This is a genomic window from Nocardia sp. NPDC059691, assembly GCF_042733915.1.
In the GTDB taxonomy this organism is placed as follows: domain Bacteria; phylum Actinomycetota; class Actinomycetes; order Mycobacteriales; family Mycobacteriaceae; genus Nocardia; species Nocardia sichangensis.
Window position 1 is genome coordinate 287,660 of record NZ_JBHWFB010000011.1, and the last position, 18,102, is coordinate 305,761.

Below are 18,102 nucleotides of genomic sequence, written 5' to 3' on the forward strand. Positions count from 1 at the left end.
CAGCCGTGCCCGGAAAGCCTCGACCAACAGCTCGCCGCGTTGGTCGCGATCAGGACGAGACAGCGACAACGGACCGGTAGGTGTGCGGGTCGTCGATGGCGTCGAGGAGATAGTCGGCGAGGTCGGCACGCGAAGTGCGGGGACCGACCTTACCTTTCGCCCCCACCGAGACGCGCGGACTGCCGTCGGCCTGCGCATCGGTCAATCCCGTGGGGCGGACGGAGGTCCAGCGCAGATCACTCTGCGCGAGCAGGTGTTCCATGCGCGCCATATCCGAGTAAGTGTGCCGCATGACCCTCCGCAGGACGGCGGCGAGGACTCTGGCGCCCGGCCCCGCGTCCGCCGGGACGTCCAGCGCCGCGGAGGAGATCACCAGCAGCCGCCCGCCCGGACGCATGGCGGCGATGATCTCGGCGGTGGCGGCGGAGTAGACGGTGGCGGGGCCGCGCCCGGTCGCGCCGAGCGCGGAGATCACCGCGTCGTACCCGTCGAGCAAGCCGGTCAACGCTCCCGCGGCACACGGGTCGGCCGTCACCACGGTCGACCCGAGCGCGGGCGCCGCGGTAGTGGCCGGGCGGACGATCGCGGTGACGCGATGTCCTCGTGCCAGCGCCCGGTCGACCACCATCCGCCCCGTTCGGCCGGTGGCGCCCAGGACCGCGATGGCGGCCATCAGTGCGCCGCGGGCCGGGTGGCGGGCTGGGTCAAGAACGACACGGCCTCCATCAGCGGCTTGCGCTGGGTCTTCTGCACGGCCGCGATGCGCCACTGTCCGTCGGTGTCGCGGACGACGGTGTAGGTCGCGAGTTTGCCGAGCTTGCCCGGCCGCCGCTTCGAGGATTCGCCGCGGGTCACGACTACGGCGGCATCCGGTCCGTAGCAACGGATTTCGACGATGTCCACGGTCAGACGCGTGCCCTTCAGGAAGCTGTCGAACAGCGCTTGGTGGGCCCGGCCGATCTCCGCACCGCCGTGGTAGACGGTGCCGACATAGGTGATGTCCGTGGCGTCGTCGGTGAAGCAGGCGCCGTAGGCGGCGCCGTCGCCGCGATCCCACGCTTGCCTGCTGCGCTCGATGAGGGCGCGGATGGCGGCGGTGTCGGTGCTGGTGGTCATTTCGATCTCCTTCAGTCGGCCAGCAGGGCCAGTGCGGCCCGGCGGGGGAACAGCCGCAATACGGCGATGAGTGCCCGGTTGAACGGGCTGGTGAGTACGACGGAACCGGACCCGCCGGACAGAGCTTTTCGCGCACGGTCCACCACCTGCTCGGGTGTCTGGACCAGCCAGGGCGGTACGTCGGTGGCGGTTTGCGAGGCGGTGGCGGTGACGCCGGGGCACAGAGCCAGCACCCGTACGCCGCGTGCTCGCTGTTCGTGCCACAGCGTTTCGGACAAGGCCGTGACGAACGCCTTGGTAGCGCTGTAGACGGCGAGGCCCGGCTTCGGTATGTGCCCGAGCGTGGAGGACACGTTCACCAGGACGCCGCCGGGAGCGGCCGCACCGAGGAAGGCGTGGGCCAGCACGACCACCGCCCGGCAGTTCACCTCCAACGTGGCGATCGACGCTTCGAGCGCAACCTCGGTGAAATCGCCGTGCGCGGCGGTCCCGGCATTGTTGACCAGCAGCGTGTAACCGCCGCCGCGAAGCCGTTCCGCGACCGCCCGCAGTCCCTCTTCGGTGCCGAGGTCGGCGGCGAGATAGTCGTGTCCGTCACCGAGTTCGGCGAGCAACATCTCCAGCGCTTCGATCCCGCGCGCCACGACGGTCACCGAATACCCCTGTGCTGCCAGCGATTTCGCGAATGCGCGTCCGATCCCGGCGCTGGCGCCGGTCACCAACGCTCTCACCGTTCGGCCTCCGGCTTCGTCGCCGGGTCGAACAGGAACGAGATGCGCTCCATGACCGGCTGCCGCTTGGTGTTGTGGAAACTGGCGATCCGCCACTGGCTGTCGGCTTCGCGCACCAACGTGTAAGTCTGCGTCTTGGACAACTCCGCCGGGCGATCGCCTTCGTAGCGGTCACCTCGGCTGGTGACGATCGCCACGTCGGCACCGTAGAAGCGCACTCCGAGAAAGGAGTCGGCGAGTTCGGTGCCCTTCAGGAATCCCGAGAACAGGGCACGGTGCGCCTCGGTCAGATCGCGGCGGCCCACGTAGTGGGTGCCCAGAAAGGTGGTGTAGGTGGCATTTTCGGTGAAGGTCGCGCCGAACGCGTCGGCGTCGTTGCGGGCCCAGGCCGCCGTCATGGCGGCGATGGTCCCGCACACGGCCCGCAGGTCGTCGGCGCTGCCACCGTCAGCAACGACCTGCGTGCACTCCATGACGCCGGCACTGCGGACATCCGAGGTCCGGTCCAGCCACAGGTACCCGCCTCCGCCGACGACGCCGAGCGTCAGCACGGCGACCCCCACGGCTCGGACCACGGTGCGTCGTCGCGGACTGCGCGAGGCAGTCGGTTCGGTCCCTGCGATAGCCGACGTCATGGTGAAATCCCTTCCCACAGCATTTACTGCTTACAAGATGTTTCATCTTTAGAGCAGTTTCTTCGTTGAAGAAGAGATTAGAGAAGATGCCTCCGCCTTGTCAATACGTCCGCATGATGCCGATCCCGACCGCGCTGCCCCATCCACTCTGGGGTGGCAACGTGCGCAGGCCCGGTCTCGTCGAGGCCGAGTTCGCCTCGACGGTTGCCTGTCCGTTCATCGCTTCTTCACCCCGGAGCGGTCGCAGAGCGGCACGATGAAGTGATGCGGCGGATGTGCGCAGGCGGTGTGGTAGCGGGGCTTGTGGCGGGCGGTGCGCTGACGGCGGCGGGACCGGTGGCGGCCGATGGTCCGGCCGCGTTCGATCTGCAAGCCCATCGAGGTGGGGCGGGGCTGGTGGCGGAGAATACGCTGCCCGCGTTCGCGAACGCGTTGGAACTCGGGGTGAGCACGCTGGAGCTGGACGTGCAGATCACCGCGGACGGATACGCGGTGGTCACCCACGATCGCGATCCGAGTCCGGCGAAGTGCGTGGACACGGCGCCGGCCGTCGCGGGCGACCCGAAGTTCCCGTATGTGCCGGGGACTACCTACATCCGGGACCTGACGCTGGCTCAGGTGCGGACGATCGATTGCGGTTCGGTGCCGTCCGCGGATCACCCGGAGCAGCGCAGGGCGCCGGGAGCGCGAATGCCGTTGCTGGCCGAGGTATTCGATCTGGTGCGCGCGTATGGCGCCGATCAGGTGATGCTGAACATCGAGACCAAGGTCGAGGCCGCCGCCCCGGAACAGACCGCGCCGCGCGAGCAGTTCGTGGACGTCGTCGTGGCGGAGATCCGCCGGGCGGGCATCGGGCGGCAGGTCACTGTCCAGAGTTTCGACTTCGGCGCCTTGACGCGCCTGCGGGAGGTGGCCCCCGAGCTGCCGACCGTCGCGTTGACCGACGGCCGGCCGAAGTTGCAACCCGGAGAGCCCGGTGGCTCACCGTGGGCGGGCGGCATGGATATCGACGATTTTCCGGGATCGTTGCAGGAGAAGTACGTCGCGGCCGCGGCGGCCATCGGCGCGGCCGCGATCTCGCCGGTGCACGGCACTCCGCAGGACGGCACCGTCACCGACCCCGACTACCGGCCGTTCACCACGCCCGAACTCGTCCGCGCCGCACATCACCGCGGCATGCGGGTGGTGCCATGGACGGTCGATGACCGCTCCACCATGACCGCTCTGCTCGACCTCGGGGTGGACGGTCTCATCACGAATCGCCCGGACGTGCTCCGCACAGTGCTGTCCGACCGCGGGTACCGCCTACCACCGGCATACCACCGATCCTGAGCGATCCCGCGCGGCCGACCTGGCATGCGGACTGCCCCGATCGGGACGGCGACGCGGCCGCCGCTCACCTTTCCGCGATCGGGTAGACGGGTCCCGTGATCAACCGAGAGTTTTCAGCAGTTCGTCCGCCACTCCTGCGGAGGAAGCCGGATTCTGGCCGGTGATCAGCGTGCGGTCCACCACCACATTCGGCGCCCACGGATCGGCCTCCCGGAAGTCGGCGCCGATCTCGACGAGCCGGTCTTGCAACAACCATCGGGCCTTGTCCGCGAAGCCCGCTTGGGTCTCTTCGGCATTGGTGAACCCGGTCAAGGCATAGCCCGCGAACGGGTTCGCGCCATCTTCCCCCGTGGCGGCGAGCAGGGCCGCAGGCGCATGGCACACCACCGCCAGCGGCTTGCCGGAGGTCAGGATGGTGGCGAGCAGCCGACCGGAGTCGGCGTCGACCGCGAGATCTTCCATCGGCCCGTGCCCGCCGGGGTAGAACACCGCCGCGTAGTCGGCGAGGTCCACCTTCGCCAGGTCGACGGGGTTGTTCAGCTCGGCGCTCGTGGCGATCACCCGCGCTCGATGGTCTGCGGTCTCCTGACCGTCGTTGGCCTCGGGCGCGAGGCTGCCTTTGTCCACGCTCGGTACGACGCCGCCGGGCGTGGCCACCACGATCTCGTGTCCCGCCCCTTTCAGCTTTTCGAAGGGCACCACGAATTCCTCGGCCCAGAAGCCGGTCGGGTGCTTCGTCCCGTCGGCCAGCGTCCAGTGGTCGACTCCGGTCATCACGAAAAGGATCTTCGACATGGTGTGTTGTCTCCGTCGTCCGGAACCCGCTCGGTCGGGGTTCGCGTCATCGAGTCCTGTCGCGCTGGTCCACGTGGCACCTGGAGGTATCGATCCCACGCGTCTGGATCGTCAGCGACGACACTGTCGACGCTAGCCTTCGGCAACCATGGAATACCAATAAGAAGACCGATTTCAGACATCGGTTTCTCAATGGATCTTCGCAGATGACTTCGATTCGCGGCCGTTCCCGTTTCACTTTTTCCTTGGGCCGGGCGATGCGCAGTCACGAGCCGGTCACCGGTCGGTCACGCAGCGCCGACCCTCCCGCCTGACCTGGACTTGTTTACGCGCCATACTGGACCGGTGACGGAGATAGGTCAGTGCGAGCAGGAGACTGCACGCAAGATGCTCGGTGGTTGCCCCGATATCGGCAGCTTTCGCTTCTGGTTCGCCGACCAACGGTGGGAATGGTCGGACGACGTCGCCACGATCTACGGGTACGCACCGGGAGAAGCCGAGCCGTCCACCGAACTTCTGCAACGCCACCTGCACCCCGACGACCGCGAGCGGGTCGCCCAGACGCTCGCCGAGGCCATCGAGACCGCGTCGCCGTTCTGCACGCGTCACCGGATCATCGACACCGAGAACGAGACGCACGACGTGATCGTCATCGGCGACCAGCTGTTCGACGAGCAAGGCGCCGTGGTGGGTTCCTCCGGTTACCTCATCGATGTCACCGAGACCCTCGAAGACAACCGGCAGGAAGCCCTCGACGACCTGCTGCCGGACGTGATCGACGCGCGCGCGGTGATCGAGCAGGCCAAGGGCGTCGTGATGTTCGTCTACGGCGTCAACGCCGATCAGGCGTTCCGGGTGCTGCGCTGGCGCTCGCAAGAGACCAACATCAAGATCCGCGCGCTGGCCGAGCAGCTCGTCGCCGACGTCGTCGCGATGGGCGGTGCGCTGGTTCAGCAGCGCACCCGCTTCGATCATCTCCTGCTGACCCTGCACCACCGGGTCACGCCAACGGAACCTGGCGCGGGCTAGCCGACCGGTGTGCGCGGTCGGGTCGCCGCCGAACGGATCATTCCCTTGGTCCGCATGAGGAACTCGCCGAGATAGCTGTCGTGCGGGACCCCCGGACGCAACCACGTGGTCGGATGGTCACCCAGATAGAGGTTGGTGATCGTCGGCTCGTCCAGCAGCGCGTCGATGAGTTCGCGCCGCTCGGTCATCGCCGTGAGAACCAGCGAATCGCGCAGCGGGGCGACGCCGTCGGCGGGTGACCACGGCCCCACCCACACGCAGGGGAAGGCGAGTTCCACACCGAGCTGCGGCGCGGTGCTGCTGCCGACGAGGTGCACCGCGGGGCGCAGCACCGCCGCGCCGGGCGACAGTTCGTCCACGATGGTGTCACCACCGAGCAGCGGGCGCGCGTCGCCCGCGACCCGACGCAGGTAGTGGTCCATCGCCGCCGCGGACTCGGTGGGCTGCACGGTGAGGATGGCATCCGGGTGCTCGGGCGGCAGGCTGGGAATGGCCCCCAACTCCGCGGCGAGCGCACGCGCCAGCGGCTCCGGATCGCCCTCGACCAGCACCGCGGTAGTGCAGGTGCAGGCGGTACCGCCGAGGTGGCTCACCGACTCGGCGATCAGCGCGACCTCAGCTCGCCAGTCCACGTCCGAGGTCACCAGGATCTTCGAGCGCCCCGGCCCCTGGGTGAGCACCCGCGCGCTGCCACCGTACTTGTCGACCACGTCCTGCCCGCCGTAGACGATGGCGAAATCGGACTCCGCCACCAGCACGTCGGCCGCTTCGTAGTCGGTCGGCAGCAGCGTGACCAGCTCCGGCGGCAACCCCGCCATGCGCAGAGCGCTGACCAGGCGAAAAGCGGTAAACGGCTCCCTGGTCGACGGCCGCACCGCCACCTTGTAGCCCAACGCGAGCGCCTCCGGCCACAAACCGTGCACCGCCGGGGTGTTTCCCGCCGCGTGCACCGCGAATAGATCGCCCCTGCGCGTCCAGACGGCGCATCCGGCGAGGGTGCGCCGGTCCTGCCAATCCGCCACCGCGCCCTTCGGCATCGCGAGTTCGAGGGTGTCGCGCTGCTCGCGCAGCACATCGGCGACCCATTGCACCGACTGGCGCACGACGGCCAGCGGGACTCCCGACGCGACGCTGACCAGTCGCGCGTATTCGTCGGGTCCGAGCCCGCCGATCTCGGCGGCGGTGAACAGGTCGGCCGCCCGTTCCAGCACCGCGAATCGCTCGGCGGCGGGCAGCACCGGCGCCTTGCGCATGGCCGTCAGCGCCCGGCGCACATACAGCGGCGGCACTTGGGAGATCTCCCCGATCTCGATGCCGGACAAGGTCGTCAGGGACTTGCGGTCGCGGGCGCGATAGCTGCCCTGCGGACCGAGGGCGTCGATGTGCACGAACTCGCCCATCAGTACACCCCCTCGATGACCTCGGCGCCGCCGAAGGAGGTCATCGGCGCGACATCGGCGACCGAGCAGCCGGAACCCTGCTTCGGCGGCTCGACCTTCATGGCCAGGTCCCGTTCCGGATTGTTGGGCAGCAGAGCGTATTTCGTGAGGTGATGCATCACGACCTGACCGCGCTCGCCGTAGCCGACGTCGTCGCCGGTCTCCGGATCCACCACCTCGAACGCCAGGTAGGGGCTCGGCGGGTCGAAGACAGGCAGCCCGTCGGGGCGCTCCTCGTCGCGCTCCCGGGACATGCCGAGGATGGTGGTGCTGCCGTAGAGCCCTTTGAGCGGGATGCCGGGAAAGATCTCCTGCCGGAAGATGTCGCGGGTGTCGGCGTCCATGTGCGCGCCGCTCCAGCAGATGAACTTGACCTTCCGGCGGATCTGCTCCACCAGGTCGTCGCGACGCGCGATGCGCTCCAGCAGCGGCGGAGTGGTGATCAGGATCCCCACCGACTGCGTGGTGAGGATCTGCGCGACCTGGTCGACGACGTGTTCGGCGTACCGCTCGGTGTTCTCGGTGTCGCCCCGCGCGATCATCTGCTTGATCCATCGCGGGTCGAGGTCGATGGTGAACCGCACGCCGTTGTGCCTGCGCGCCCGGCGTTCGGCGAACTCACCGAACATGTGCGGGCCACTCGGCGCCACGGCCAAGGTGTTCACCGTGCCGAGCCCGGCGTAGTGGTGCTCGTCCCAGCCGAGCGCGAACTGCATCCAGCGGTCGAACATGACGAAACGCTTCGGCGCACCGGTGGTGCCGCCGCTCTCATAGATCCCCGCGATGACGCGGTCGGCGCCCGTCAGCCCGCGGGGGATCAAGTCCTCCACCGCGACCGTGCGGAATTCGTCGATGACGTTGGGGAAACGGCGCAGGTCGGCGAAGGTCCGGATATCGGCGATGGGATCGAAATCCAATGTCCGCGCGCGGCGCAGCCAGTACGGGCTGCCCGTCTCCTCGCTGAAATGCCAGGCCAGCACGGCGCGCAGGTATTCCTCCGCGTCGATCATCGCGTAGTCGTGCGCGGCGAGGTCCAGGATTACGGGGCGCATGCGCGGCCTCCAGTGATGTGCCCCGAATCGGGGTTTCAGCTCGAACGCCGCAATCCTCTCCCGGCCCGGTCGAGGGCAAACGCGCTGTCGCCCAGTTCGATCCGCCGATAGAACACTCATATCGAGAACCGCGATCGACGCCGTGTACACGTTCGCCGAGCACGTACCGGTGGTACCCGCCGCGGCGTCGGCCGCTCGCCCCCGGCCTACGGGGATCCATTGGTGATGTCCATCACATCGTGTCAGAAATCGGCGGCCCGAAATGTCTTATGGGCAGCCGTCGATGACCGGGAGGTCCCGCCAGTTATGAGCACCATGTCACGGGGAGCAGATGCCCTGGATGAACGTTACCGCGCTTCCGCCTTCGTCAAGCGCTCGATCAACAAGGTATTCCCGACCCACTGGTCGTTCCTGCTCGGCGAGATCGCCCTGTACAGCTTCATCATCCTGCTGCTGTCAGGGGTGTACCTGACGTTGTTCTTCGATCCCTCTATGAGCGAGGTGGTATACGACGGCGCGTACCAGCCCATGCGGGGATTGACCATGTCCCGGGCCTACGAGTCGACGCTGAATCTCAGTTTCGAGGTCCGCGGCGGGCTGTTCGTGCGGCAGGTACACCATTGGACCGCGTTGCTTTTCGTGGCGTCGATGATCGTGCATATGTGCCGGATATTCTTCACCGGCGCGTTCCGCCGCCCACGCGAGATCACCTGGGTGATCGGCTCACTACTACTGATCCTCGCCCTGTTCGAAGGCTTCTTCGGCTATTCGCTGCCTGACGATCTGCTGTCGGGTACCGGCATGCGCGCGGCCTTCTCGGGTTTCACGATTTCCATCCCCGTGGTGGGCACCTGGTTGCACTGGCTGATCTTCGCGGGCGATTTCCCCGGCGACATCATCATCCCCCGTCTGTACATCACGCACGTGCTGCTGTTCCCGGCGATCATGTCGGCGCTGGTCGTCGCACACATCGGAATCGTCTGGTACCAGAAGCACACTCAGTTTCCCGGACCGGCCCGGAACGAGAACAACGTCGTCGGCACACGTATCGTGCCGGTGTTCTCCCTCGATCAGGGCGCCTTCTTCATGTTCACCCTCGCGACAGTGTCGTTCATGGGTGGCCTTTTCCAGATCAATCCGGTCTGGAACCTGGGTCCTTACAACCCGTCACAGGTATCGGCGGGTTCGCAGCCCGACTTCTACCTGATGTGGACCGACGGCATGGCACGCCTCATGCCGCCTTGGGAACTGTACATCGGCAACTACACCGTGCCGGCAGCCTTCTGGGTCGCGCTGGCGATGGGATTGGTGCTCTTGGCGCTGATGGTGTACCCCTGGATCGAGAAGCGTCTTTCGAGGGACACCGCGCATCACAATCTGCTGCAGCGGCCGCGAGACGTGCCGGTGCGCACAGCAATCGGCGCCATGGCCCTCACGTTCTACGTGGTGCTGACGCTGGCGTGTGTCAACGACATCATCGCACTGAACTTCGACATCTCGCTCAACGCGACGACCTGGTTCTTCCGCATCGCGGTGCTGCTGTGCCCGCCTACGGCCTACTTCCTTACCTACCGAATGTGCCTGGGTCTGCAACGCAGCGATCGCGCGGTACTCGCCCATGGCATCGAGACCGGCGTGATCAAACGCTTACCGCACGGCGAATACATCGAGATGCACCAGCCGTTGGGCCCAGTCGACGACCACGGCCACCCGGTTCCGCTCGAATATCAAGGCGCCCCGGTACCGAAAAAGATGAACAAACTGGGGTTGGCGGGCAAGCCCGGACCGGGCTCGTTCCTGCGCCCGGATCCGGCGCCCGAAGCGGAGCGCCTGGTGATGACCGAGCACACCGAAGAACGCAGGCAACTTGCCGTTCTCCGGGAATACCAGCAGCGCCGCGACAACGAAAGGCACGACCGATGAGACGGAGGCGCGCCGGGCACGCCGAAGACTACGGCCTGCTGGTCCCCGCGGCCACCGTCGCCAGCGAGCATGCGGGCAACGTCGTAAGAGACACCTTGCGCGCCAACGGGATCCGTTCCACTGTGGGACGGACCGACCGATGCGGCCGACTCCACCGCCTGCTCGTTCTCGTCTTCCCCGAGGACGCCGCGCGGGCCTACGAGGTGATCTGCGCCCATACGAGCCAGCCTGAATCTTGAAGATGCCACTCGAAGTGGTCGCCAGTGTGTTCGAAGCCGATTCTGTGGACATCGCTCGTGCGGTCAGTTCGTGGAGCGGTGGCGCTGGGAGCGCCGCGAACAGGACTCCTGTCGGTGGATTCGGACGTACCTATTGCCAACAAGACTGATCTGTCCCTATTTTTAACGAGACAGATCAGTCTCTTTCGGCGCGACGGATGGAGTCCTTCATGGCTACGGAGTCAGACTTGCGGGCGGGCGCATGATCATCGGAGCCGCGGAGGAGACGCCCGTCACGATGCTGGCCGCCCATCACGTCGAATTCGGCGCGCCGCTCGCCGTGGGCGAACTGCCCCGGCCGGTGCCGCTCCCTGGGGAGGTGCGGATCAAGGTCGCGGCGACGAGCGTCAACCCCGTCGACATGCACACCGGTCGCGGGAACGGCTACGTCCAGTCGATGACACTTCCGCTCATCCCGGGCTGGGACGTGGCGGGAACCGTCGATGCGGTCGGGTACGGCGTGGCGAGGCACCGCGTCGGCGACCCGGTCTTCGGCTTGGTCCGGTTCCCCCATCCGGCCGGGGCTTACGCGGAGTACGTGACGGCTCCCGCACACCACGTGGTGCGCGCTCCGGCAGGCCTCACCATGGTGGAGGCGGCCGCGCTGCCGTTGTGCGGGCTGACCGCCTGGCAGATGCTCCGAGCGGCGAGGGTGGAGCGGGGCAAGCGTGTCCTGATCGACGGCGCCTCCGGCGGTGTCGGACATCTCGCCGTGCAGATCGCTCGCGCGCTCGATGCGGAAGTGATCGCGCTCGCTCGGCCCGAGCACCACTCGCTGGTCACCTCATGGGGCGCCGACGACTGCGTGGACTACCGGGACGACGCGGCGGTCGCCGCCATCGGCACGGCCGACGCCTTGTGCGATGTCGTAGGCGGCGAGCTGGCCCTGCGGCTGTTCGACCGGATCGCCCCGGCCGGGTGCGCTGCGCTCGCCTTGGGCTGGGCAGTCCCGGACTACCGTGCTGAAGCGAACGCGCGAGGAATCGACGCGGTGTCCTGCCTGGTCGACCCGGATCCCGAAGGACTGAGAGCCTTATCCGAACTCGCGGAAGCCGGTTCCTTGCGCGTGCACATCGGAGCGACCTTCGGGCTCGCGGAGGCGAGTCGGGCACAGCAGTGGGTGACCAGCCGATCCGGCATCGGCAAGGCCGTCATCGTGATGCCGGACTCAGCGAAATGACCACCCAGCGAACCGGGACGCCGGCAGCCCCGCCCCGGCAACAGGGCACCGCCGGTTCTCGCGCCCCCCGGCTGCGTGGACCGGCGCTTCGAGAAGCGGTGCTCGACATCGCCTGTCAACTCTTCTACGACAACGGTGTGCATGCCGTCGGTGTGGATGAGGTCGTGCGCCGCGCCGGCATCGCCAAAGCCAGCCTCTACCGGTGGTTCCCCACCAAAGACGCGCTCATCCTCGCGGTTCTCGACCGGATCGACCAGCAACTGTGGGCACGGTGGGACGAGGTGGCGGAGCAGTTCGCCGACGATGCCGAGGCAGAGCTACGGGCCCAGATCACATGGATGACCGACATGGCGGCATCACCTGGATACCGAGGCTGCGCCTTCGTCAACACGGCGGCCGAATTCTCCGAGAGACATGACGAGATCCGTGACCGCTGCCTTCAGCACGAGCGGGAACTGGGCATGCGCCTTCGCAGGCTAGGTCGACGCCTTGCCGTGCCCGATCCCGATTCCTTCGCCGACCAGCTCCAGTTGGGGATCGTCGGCACATTCACCACCTCGGGCCTGTTCTCCAGCGCGGGCCCCGGGCGGCGACTTCCGGCACTCCTCGACGCGATCCTGGCGGCGAATCTCGGTCGCTGAGTGCAGCGCCACTGTGGGCAAGGCTGCTGAGCGACCGCACCGAGGCGGACCGAATGCCGGATTATCGCCGTCGGGCCCGCTGGGCTGCCTCGCGATCGGTGATGATCTGCTTGCGGCGCTGCGTCATCGCTTCGGCGGGTGAGCCGGCGCCGACGATCGCATCGAACACCGCGCGTGCGTCCTCGAGCGCGTCACGTGCGCCGACTCCGGCGGCCGGAGTGATGGCGTGGTCGGCGTCACCGATCAGGAGCACCGAATCCTGAGGCGCGCGAGCTCCGTCCAGGGGAACGTCGCGGGCGTTGCTGACGTGCACCAGTTCCGTGTGCGACAGGAAATCCGACACCAGCGCCTCAATGGAAGGCGTTGCGGCCAAGATGGTTTCGGACCATTCACTGGTCGGCCGCATCCCGATATCGTCGCGGGTAGCGGGCAGGGGTTCGCGCGGGATCCGCACGAACCACAGAGCCGCCGGATCCTCTGGGCGCCAGATGTGCCCGAAAGTACTGCCGGCACTGCCGTCTTCGGCGACCTCGGCGAAGAAGTGCAGGACTGCGGGTGCGGTGGCCGGCGGGGAATCCAATGGCGCGCCGGTCATCCCGTACAGCACAACGTCACCGGCGTAGACCGGGATGCGGCCGGGTTCCAGGCCCGCGCGGACCACGGAGTCGATGCCGTCGGCGCCGACCACCAGTCCCTCGGCGGCGACGACGTCCGCGCCGCGCCGGATCTCGTGGCCGTCGTCACCCGAGGTCACCTCGGTGATCGGCTCGCCGTAGCGCAGCTCCGCGCCGGAGCCCGCGACGAACTCCGACAACACACCCATGAGGTTGCGGCGCAACCAGAACCGATGACCGCGACTGGGCATTTCGCTGCGCCGACCGCGACTGTCTGCATAGTCGAGCCCCGCCAGCGGATACGAAACCGCGTACAGCGCCGAACGATCGACGCCCATCGCCTCCATCGCGTCGTGTCCGCGCCCATCGATGAACAGAAACGCCCCGGCTCCGGGACCGGGGCGCTGCTGCTCGTAGACCGTTACCTGACGACCTTTCCGCGCGAGACCACCGGCCAGGCAACTGCCCGCGATCCCACCACCGATAACACTGACCATGTAACTGCGACCTCCTGGCGTTGTCGTGCCGACGGCCACCCGCTGGGAGGGGCACTCATCCAGATTGCCACGCTCGGCCGAGCCTTCGCCGAGGACTGATCGACTGAGCGTGGATGGCACCTCAGCAGAGCACGTCCCACGCTGGCAGAGCGGGCCAACCGATCCAAAAGCCCCTGGAGGCAACGGAATTCGAGTGAGGCACGGGTCGAGACATGCGCTCCCCCTCCGCATACGGTGCTCAGCTCGGTGGACTTCGCTTCAGGCTGCCGACACTGAGCGATCCACTCGCCCCGGTGCGCAGTGTCGCCTCTGCCGCGCGGACGTACCCGACAGGATCTTTGTCCACAGGCTCGACGCCGGTGTAATTGCGCGCCTCATAGGCGGCGAAGGCGACGGCAAGTCGGTGGCGCCGTGCCAACCCGGCCAGGCGGCGGAAGTCGGTGAGCCCCTCACGTTCTTCCTCGGCCATATGGTCGCTGTTGGCCAGGTTCGCCGCAGCTACGGCCGCGTACCAATCGTCGGTGCCGACCTGGTGTCGCGCTACTTCGGCGACCGCGTCCCTGATCTCGTTGTGGTCGTGGATCGCGTCGAGTGTCTCGTCCTCCGTCCCGCTCGCGCGCCGGGCCGCGATCCCTGCCTGGAGCAACTCGGGATAGAAGATCTCCTCCTCGGCCTGCGCGTGCAGCTCGAGGAAGGCCGCCAGTCTGTCCCAGATCGCGGACAGCGCGGCGGTTTCCCCGCGATCGATCTGCTCCAGGATCGCGAACAGCCGCCGCTGCTCGTGATGGTCATCGAGAATCAGCTCGGTAATGTCCACATTTCCTCCCTGACGCCGCGTTCGAGTAAGCATTGGACTCGACGACCGACTGCCGCGCGGGCAGCCGGAACGTCCATGGGAACCTGACGACAACGTACTACCGAGCCGCGGCCCGACGCTCACATTCCGCCGCGGAACCCGCATGGATACCCGATCGCGATCGTCAACGGCAAAGTGCCTCGCCGTGAAACGGCTGACCGAACCTCGGGAGCGACAGCTTTGCGACCGATCCTCCGTTTCCGCGTGGTAGGTGTGGGTAGCTCGGTGGTGGTGAGGTTCGCTCGGCTCGGTGGGAGGAACGGTGTCTCGTTCGCTGATGAAGGTGATTTCCGCGGCCGCGCTGGTGTGCGGCCCGGTTTCCGTCGGAGCCGGTGCGGCGGCCGGTGTACCGCAGTTGCCGCTGCCGCCGATCGGCGGTGGATCGGGGATCGTGATCGATGACCGGGCCGAGTGCACGCTCACCGCCATCGGCTACGACGCGGCCGGCAGGCTGGTCGGTTTGACGGCGGGGCATTGCGGCGAGCCCGGGGCGCAGGTGGCGTCGGTGACCTATCCCAGCTACGGGGTGCTCGGGCGGTTCGTCTACGCCGATCACGAACTGGACTACGCGATCATCCAATTCGATGACGCGCGGGTCGCTCCAGCCCGAGACGTCGGTGGTTTCTCCATCGACGGCCTCGGCGCACCCGCGCGATTTCCCGACGTGGTGTGCAAGAAGGGCCGCACGACCGGCCGAACCTGCGGTGTCGCCTGGGGCGACATGATGGGCCGTGGCAGCGACACCTGGACTCAAATGTGTGTGCTCAAGGGCGATTCCGGCGCGCCGGTGGTGATCGGTTCGACCCTGGTCGGCATGGTCAACGCCTACTGGGGCATGGGGTGTCTCGGGCCCGAGGTGGGAACCGACATCAACGCCATCCTCGCCGACATCGACTCCCGCGACGACGTCGGCGCCGGATTCCGTCCCATCTGATCCCAGCAGTGTGACCAGCAGGCGGGTGGAGCGAACTTCGGCATCGCAGTAGCGACCCGAATACCGCGTTTCTCCCGCCTCCGGTTCCGAAATATCGGTCGAACAGCTGACATTCAGATGCGGTGCGGATGCCCTACATTCGGGTCGGTGTCGAATCGACCGATCGTGAAGGCTACCGCCGACGTCCGGTCGAACGGGTGCGTCCACGGTCTGGGGTTGGAAATGGGTCAGTGTGTGCAACGAATCTTGGGTGCTGTCGTCCTGGCCGCCGCGGTCGTGATCGCCGGTTGCGCCACATCCGACGATTCGCCGGGTCCGGCGACCAGATCGGCGGCCGCCGCGACAACGACCGCAACCACCAGAACCCCCGGCGCACCGGCATCGAGCGCCGCGCCGGCACCGGAGACGGTGCCACTCCTGCAAGGCGACAACCGCATGCGCGGTCCGGGGACGGTGTTCTCGGGTGCTGGAACAGCCTGGCTGGACAGGTGAAAACGGACACTGAATCCAGACCAGTTTGAGCGTCACCGAAGGCCGGAACGGCGATGTGTAGACGAAAGATGATCACGTCAGTGCGGGGGTGGCGGCGGGTGATGTGGGCGATCGGTCGGATGCATCTGGTTGTGGGAAGTCAACAGTCGGCGGGGGAAGCTTCCGTCGTTTCGGGTGAGGGCTGGTGCGCCTGCCGGTGTCTCCATTTGCGGGAAGCTCGCCAGAGTGTCACTAGCCTGGGCACTCGAAGTGCGACCGTCGGCGGTCGATGCTCTATCGCGTATCCCTGCGTCCCGGAGGCTTATATGACTCGCACCACTCCGCCCCGGCCCTTCGACGTCGCGGCTGTCCTCCCCGCGCTGGCACGGTTGGCCCGGACCGCGACCCGGTTGCACCCACGCCCTGGAACCCCTTCCCCGCATGACAGCTCGATCGGCGGGCCGCTGCTGTGGCCGGCGTCCGAGCCGTGGCCGCACTGTCACGGCCCCCACGAAACCGGGGTGCGCCCGTTGATAACGGTATCGCTGGTGGACTTCAGGCCAGCGGAACCCAGGCCGATGCCGGTCGCAATGTCGCTGGCGGACGCCAGGCTGAAACGGCGGATCGAGACGGCCCGCCGGGGTAGGGATTTGACGACGCAGGAGCGGGAGACCCTCGAACGGATTGTTGAGGGTATCCCGATGCCCGATGGTCCGATTGCGATGCTGCCGGTCGCGCAACTGTACGTGCGTGACGTGCCCGGTTTACGCCCGCCCGCAGGGGCGGACCTGGTGCAGGTGTTGTGGTGCCCGTTCGACCATGACTCGGACTCCGGAGCCGCGGGAATGCCTAGGACTGCGCTGTTCTGGCGGTCCGCGGACGCGGTTACCGACATTCTTGTCGACCCCCCGGAGCCTGCGGCGGTTCTATTCGGCGGGGACTACGTGCTCGAGCCGTGCACGATCGACCCGGAACACATCATCGAATACCCTTCCGAGTCGGAGCTCGATGACGAGCAGGCGAGGCCGGCGGAAGGGGTGGAGCTGGCGGAGGAAGGGGATTGGAGCATGGCCGAGCTCGAGGACTGGACCATGCCCGAGCTCGCCGACCAGGAGTTGGATGATGGTCACTCCGATAACGACTATCAGTACGACGATCTGTGTATCGCACCTGGGTGGAAGGTCGGGGGCTGGATACGTTGGGGAGCGAACGATCCCTACCCTCAGCCCTGTCCTGCCTGCGGTGCCCGAACAGAGCCGTTCCTGACGATCGCCTCCTCCGAGTGGCACACCAACGTCGGTCACTGGATCCCCTACGAGGACCAGGCCGCTGGCATGACCGACACCAGTGATGCCAGGCAACCCACCAGGGTTCGAGTCGGCGGCGGCTCCTATGACCAGATCATCAGCGTCTGCCCGGCATCGCCCGACCATCCACACACCCTGCTGCTGCAGTGACCCAGAGCCGACCCGGTCGTGCAGATGAATCGCCCCGGTGAGTTCGGAGACTTACTGGTGTGACAGCTCAGCGGGTTGCTGGGCCGGGTTCTGAGCGTAGTGGGCGGCTTCCATCTCGGCGGGTGGGATGTCGCCGCAGTATTGGTAGAGGCGTCGGTGGTTGAACCAATCCACCCATTCGGCGGTGGCGAACTCGACGTGGTCGACGCTGCGCCAGGGGCCACGCGGCTTGATCAGCTCGGTTTTGTACAAGCCGTTTACGGTCTCGGCGAGGGCGTTGTCGAAGCTGGAGCCCACCGCGCCTACGCTGGGCTGGATCCCGGCCTCGCCGAGGCGTTCGGTGAACGCAATAGATGTGTATTGATCAGGTTCAACCGGTGGTGGACAACATTTTTCACGTTCCAGCCCGCCCGCTCCCGGGTCCAGATCGCGTGCTCGATCGCGTCCAGCACCAGCGTCGTGGTCATCGACGTCGAAGTACGCCAGCCGATGATCCGACGGGCGTAGGCGTCGATCACGAACGCCACGTACACCCAGCCTGACCAGGTGGACACATACGTGATGTCGGCAACCCATGTACGCGCTGGACTTCCAGTTTCAGGTTCTCCTCACGCACCTGACGCTTGGTCGGGACTCGCTTGCAATGTTGGTAATATGTCGAGGGGGCGAGGCTTACGCCGAGCTCGGTCAGCGCAGCGCAGATAGACTTCACACCCCACACCAGGCCGTCGGCTTCCCGGCGGCCCTGGTGTTCGGTGACGAACCTCGTGATCAGCGCTGCGGCCGGTCTATCTCGGCCGCGAAGAAAGCCGACGCCGCTTTCAGAATTGCGTTAGCGCGCTCGAGTTCTGCGTTTTTTCGCCGCAACCGCTTCAGCTCCGCGGACTCATCGGAAGTGACACCTGAGCGGGCGCCCTCGTCGACCTCGGCCTGACGCACCCACGTCCGGACCGTTTCCGGATGCGTCACTCCCAGCAGTTCCGCGACCGCCCGCGTCGCGGCCCACTCCGACGGGTGCTGGTCACGGACCTCCACAAACATCCGCACCGCCCGCTCACGCAACTCGGCCGGATACTTCTTCCTCGACGACACGACTCCATCCTCTCCAAGAGATGAAGTCTC

The 18,102-nt window shown here is 66.9% G+C and carries 17 protein-coding genes and 1 pseudogene; 8 read left to right on the top strand and 10 right to left on the bottom strand.

Annotation, left to right across the window (positions count from 1 at the left end; all coding sequences use genetic code 11):
* Window positions 1-49: 49 nt before the first annotated feature.
* The 4 genes from ACFV2O_RS24815 to ACFV2O_RS24830 are packed head-to-tail and all read right to left on the bottom strand — an operon-like array spanning window position 50 to window position 2,482.
* The gene (locus ACFV2O_RS24815; RefSeq protein WP_379253848.1) at window positions 50-673 is read right to left on the bottom strand and encodes an NAD(P)-dependent oxidoreductase; all 624 of its coding nucleotides are present in this window, start codon (window positions 671-673) and stop codon (window positions 50-52) included.
* Window positions 673-1,116, bottom strand: coding sequence for an SgcJ/EcaC family oxidoreductase (locus ACFV2O_RS24820; RefSeq protein ID WP_379253849.1), 444 nt, complete (start codon window positions 1,114-1,116; stop codon window positions 673-675). The genes ACFV2O_RS24815 and ACFV2O_RS24820 overlap by 1 nt, the downstream gene beginning before the upstream one ends.
* Before the next feature lie 11 nt (window positions 1,117-1,127).
* Window positions 1,128-1,835 carry an SDR family NAD(P)-dependent oxidoreductase gene (locus tag ACFV2O_RS24825; RefSeq protein ID WP_379253850.1) on the bottom strand — a complete coding sequence of 236 codons (708 nt, stop codon included), beginning with the start codon at window positions 1,833-1,835 and terminating at the stop codon, window positions 1,128-1,130.
* Window positions 1,836-1,843: 8 nt separating this feature from the next.
* Window positions 1,844-2,482: an SgcJ/EcaC family oxidoreductase gene (locus tag ACFV2O_RS24830; protein ID WP_379253851.1), complete on the bottom strand. Its 639-nt coding sequence runs from the start codon at window positions 2,480-2,482 to the stop codon at window positions 1,844-1,846.
* 264 nt (window positions 2,483-2,746) lie between these two features.
* On the opposite strand from ACFV2O_RS24830, the gene ACFV2O_RS24835 reads away from it, so the two are divergent.
* Window positions 2,747-3,814 (top strand): glycerophosphodiester phosphodiesterase family protein, encoded by a 1,068-nt coding sequence (locus ACFV2O_RS24835; RefSeq protein ID WP_379253852.1) that lies wholly within the window; start codon window positions 2,747-2,749, stop codon window positions 3,812-3,814.
* 99 nt (window positions 3,815-3,913) lie between these two features.
* Here ACFV2O_RS24835 and ACFV2O_RS24840 read toward each other — a convergent pair whose 3' ends face one another.
* Complete coding sequence (locus ACFV2O_RS24840) at window positions 3,914-4,609, bottom strand: type 1 glutamine amidotransferase domain-containing protein (protein ID WP_379253853.1); 696 nt, start codon at window positions 4,607-4,609, stop codon at window positions 3,914-3,916.
* A gap of 345 nt (window positions 4,610-4,954) precedes the next feature.
* Between ACFV2O_RS24840 and ACFV2O_RS24845 the strand changes: the two genes are divergently transcribed.
* Window positions 4,955-5,638: a PAS and ANTAR domain-containing protein gene (locus tag ACFV2O_RS24845; RefSeq protein WP_379253854.1), complete on the top strand. Its 684-nt coding sequence runs from the start codon at window positions 4,955-4,957 to the stop codon at window positions 5,636-5,638.
* On the opposite strand, the gene ACFV2O_RS24850 is transcribed toward ACFV2O_RS24845, so the two are convergent.
* Window positions 5,635-7,038: an aldehyde dehydrogenase family protein gene (locus tag ACFV2O_RS24850; protein ID WP_379253855.1), complete on the bottom strand. Its 1,404-nt coding sequence runs from the start codon at window positions 7,036-7,038 to the stop codon at window positions 5,635-5,637. The genes ACFV2O_RS24845 and ACFV2O_RS24850 overlap by 4 nt on opposite strands.
* Complete coding sequence (locus ACFV2O_RS24855) at window positions 7,038-8,129, bottom strand: AMP-binding protein (protein ID WP_379253856.1); 1,092 nt, start codon at window positions 8,127-8,129, stop codon at window positions 7,038-7,040. The genes ACFV2O_RS24850 and ACFV2O_RS24855 overlap by 1 nt, the downstream gene beginning before the upstream one ends.
* Before the next feature lie 315 nt (window positions 8,130-8,444).
* Between ACFV2O_RS24855 and ACFV2O_RS24860 the strand changes: the two genes are divergently transcribed.
* From ACFV2O_RS24860 to ACFV2O_RS24875, 4 genes are all read left to right on the top strand, one after another.
* Window positions 8,445-10,052: a cytochrome bc complex cytochrome b subunit gene (locus ACFV2O_RS24860; protein ID WP_379253885.1), complete on the top strand. Its 1,608-nt coding sequence runs from the start codon at window positions 8,445-8,447 to the stop codon at window positions 10,050-10,052.
* Complete coding sequence (locus ACFV2O_RS24865) at window positions 10,049-10,291, top strand: hypothetical protein (RefSeq protein WP_379253857.1); 243 nt, start codon at window positions 10,049-10,051, stop codon at window positions 10,289-10,291. The genes ACFV2O_RS24860 and ACFV2O_RS24865 overlap by 4 nt, the downstream gene beginning before the upstream one ends.
* Window positions 10,292-10,532: 241 nt before the next feature.
* Entirely contained in the window at window positions 10,533-11,510 is a 978-nt protein-coding gene (locus tag ACFV2O_RS24870; protein ID WP_379253858.1) for an NADP-dependent oxidoreductase, read from the top strand.
* A gap of 98 nt (window positions 11,511-11,608) precedes the next feature.
* The gene (locus ACFV2O_RS24875; RefSeq protein WP_379253859.1) at window positions 11,609-12,151 is read left to right on the top strand and encodes a TetR/AcrR family transcriptional regulator; all 543 of its coding nucleotides are present in this window, start codon (window positions 11,609-11,611) and stop codon (window positions 12,149-12,151) included.
* A 61-nt stretch (window positions 12,152-12,212) separates the two neighbouring features.
* Here the strand turns inward: ACFV2O_RS24875 and ACFV2O_RS24880 are convergent, their stop codons facing one another.
* On the bottom strand, window positions 12,213-13,262 hold the full coding sequence (locus tag ACFV2O_RS24880; RefSeq protein WP_379253860.1) for an FAD-dependent oxidoreductase: 1,050 nt from the start codon (window positions 13,260-13,262) through the stop codon (window positions 12,213-12,215).
* A 238-nt stretch (window positions 13,263-13,500) separates the two neighbouring features.
* The gene (locus ACFV2O_RS24885) at window positions 13,501-14,079 is read right to left on the bottom strand and encodes a hemerythrin domain-containing protein (RefSeq protein ID WP_379253861.1); all 579 of its coding nucleotides are present in this window, start codon (window positions 14,077-14,079) and stop codon (window positions 13,501-13,503) included.
* A gap of 301 nt (window positions 14,080-14,380) precedes the next feature.
* Between ACFV2O_RS24885 and ACFV2O_RS24890 the strand changes: the two genes are divergently transcribed.
* The gene (locus ACFV2O_RS24890; protein WP_379253862.1) at window positions 14,381-15,052 is read left to right on the top strand and encodes a serine protease; all 672 of its coding nucleotides are present in this window, start codon (window positions 14,381-14,383) and stop codon (window positions 15,050-15,052) included.
* Between the two features lie 1,049 nt (window positions 15,053-16,101).
* A complete protein-coding gene (locus ACFV2O_RS24895) occupies window positions 16,102-16,980 on the top strand; it encodes a hypothetical protein (protein WP_379253863.1) in 879 nt (292 codons plus the stop codon).
* A 51-nt stretch (window positions 16,981-17,031) separates the two neighbouring features.
* Here ACFV2O_RS24895 and ACFV2O_RS24900 read toward each other — a convergent pair.
* Window positions 17,032-18,072: pseudogene (locus ACFV2O_RS24900) on the bottom strand (IS3 family transposase).
* Window positions 18,073-18,102 lie beyond the last annotated feature (30 nt).

Bases quoted from the DNA above. Each gene is read 5' to 3' on its own strand.
- ACFV2O_RS24815 (WP_379253848.1), bottom strand. From the start codon at position 673: ATGGCCGCCATCGCGGTCCTGGGCGCCACCGGCCGAACGGGGCGGATG.
- ACFV2O_RS24820 (WP_379253849.1), bottom strand. From the start codon at position 1,116: ATGACCACCAGCACCGACACCGCCGCCATCCGCGCCCTCATCGAGCGC.
- ACFV2O_RS24830 (WP_379253851.1), bottom strand. From the start codon at position 2,482: ATGACGTCGGCTATCGCAGGGACCGAACCGACTGCCTCGCGCAGTCCG.
- ACFV2O_RS24835 (WP_379253852.1), top strand. From the start codon at position 2,747: ATGCGGCGGATGTGCGCAGGCGGTGTGGTAGCGGGGCTTGTGGCGGGC.
- ACFV2O_RS24840 (WP_379253853.1), bottom strand. From the start codon at position 4,609: ATGTCGAAGATCCTTTTCGTGATGACCGGAGTCGACCACTGGACGCTG.
- ACFV2O_RS24850 (WP_379253855.1), bottom strand. From the start codon at position 7,038: ATGGGCGAGTTCGTGCACATCGACGCCCTCGGTCCGCAGGGCAGCTAT.
- ACFV2O_RS24855 (WP_379253856.1), bottom strand. From the start codon at position 8,129: ATGCGCCCCGTAATCCTGGACCTCGCCGCGCACGACTACGCGATGATC.
- ACFV2O_RS24860 (WP_379253885.1), top strand. From the start codon at position 8,445: ATGTCACGGGGAGCAGATGCCCTGGATGAACGTTACCGCGCTTCCGCC.
- ACFV2O_RS24865 (WP_379253857.1), top strand. From the start codon at position 10,049: ATGAGACGGAGGCGCGCCGGGCACGCCGAAGACTACGGCCTGCTGGTC.
- ACFV2O_RS24870 (WP_379253858.1), top strand. From the start codon at position 10,533: ATGATCATCGGAGCCGCGGAGGAGACGCCCGTCACGATGCTGGCCGCC.
- ACFV2O_RS24880 (WP_379253860.1), bottom strand. From the start codon at position 13,262: ATGGTCAGTGTTATCGGTGGTGGGATCGCGGGCAGTTGCCTGGCCGGT.
- ACFV2O_RS24895 (WP_379253863.1), top strand. From the start codon at position 16,102: ATGCCGGTCGCAATGTCGCTGGCGGACGCCAGGCTGAAACGGCGGATC.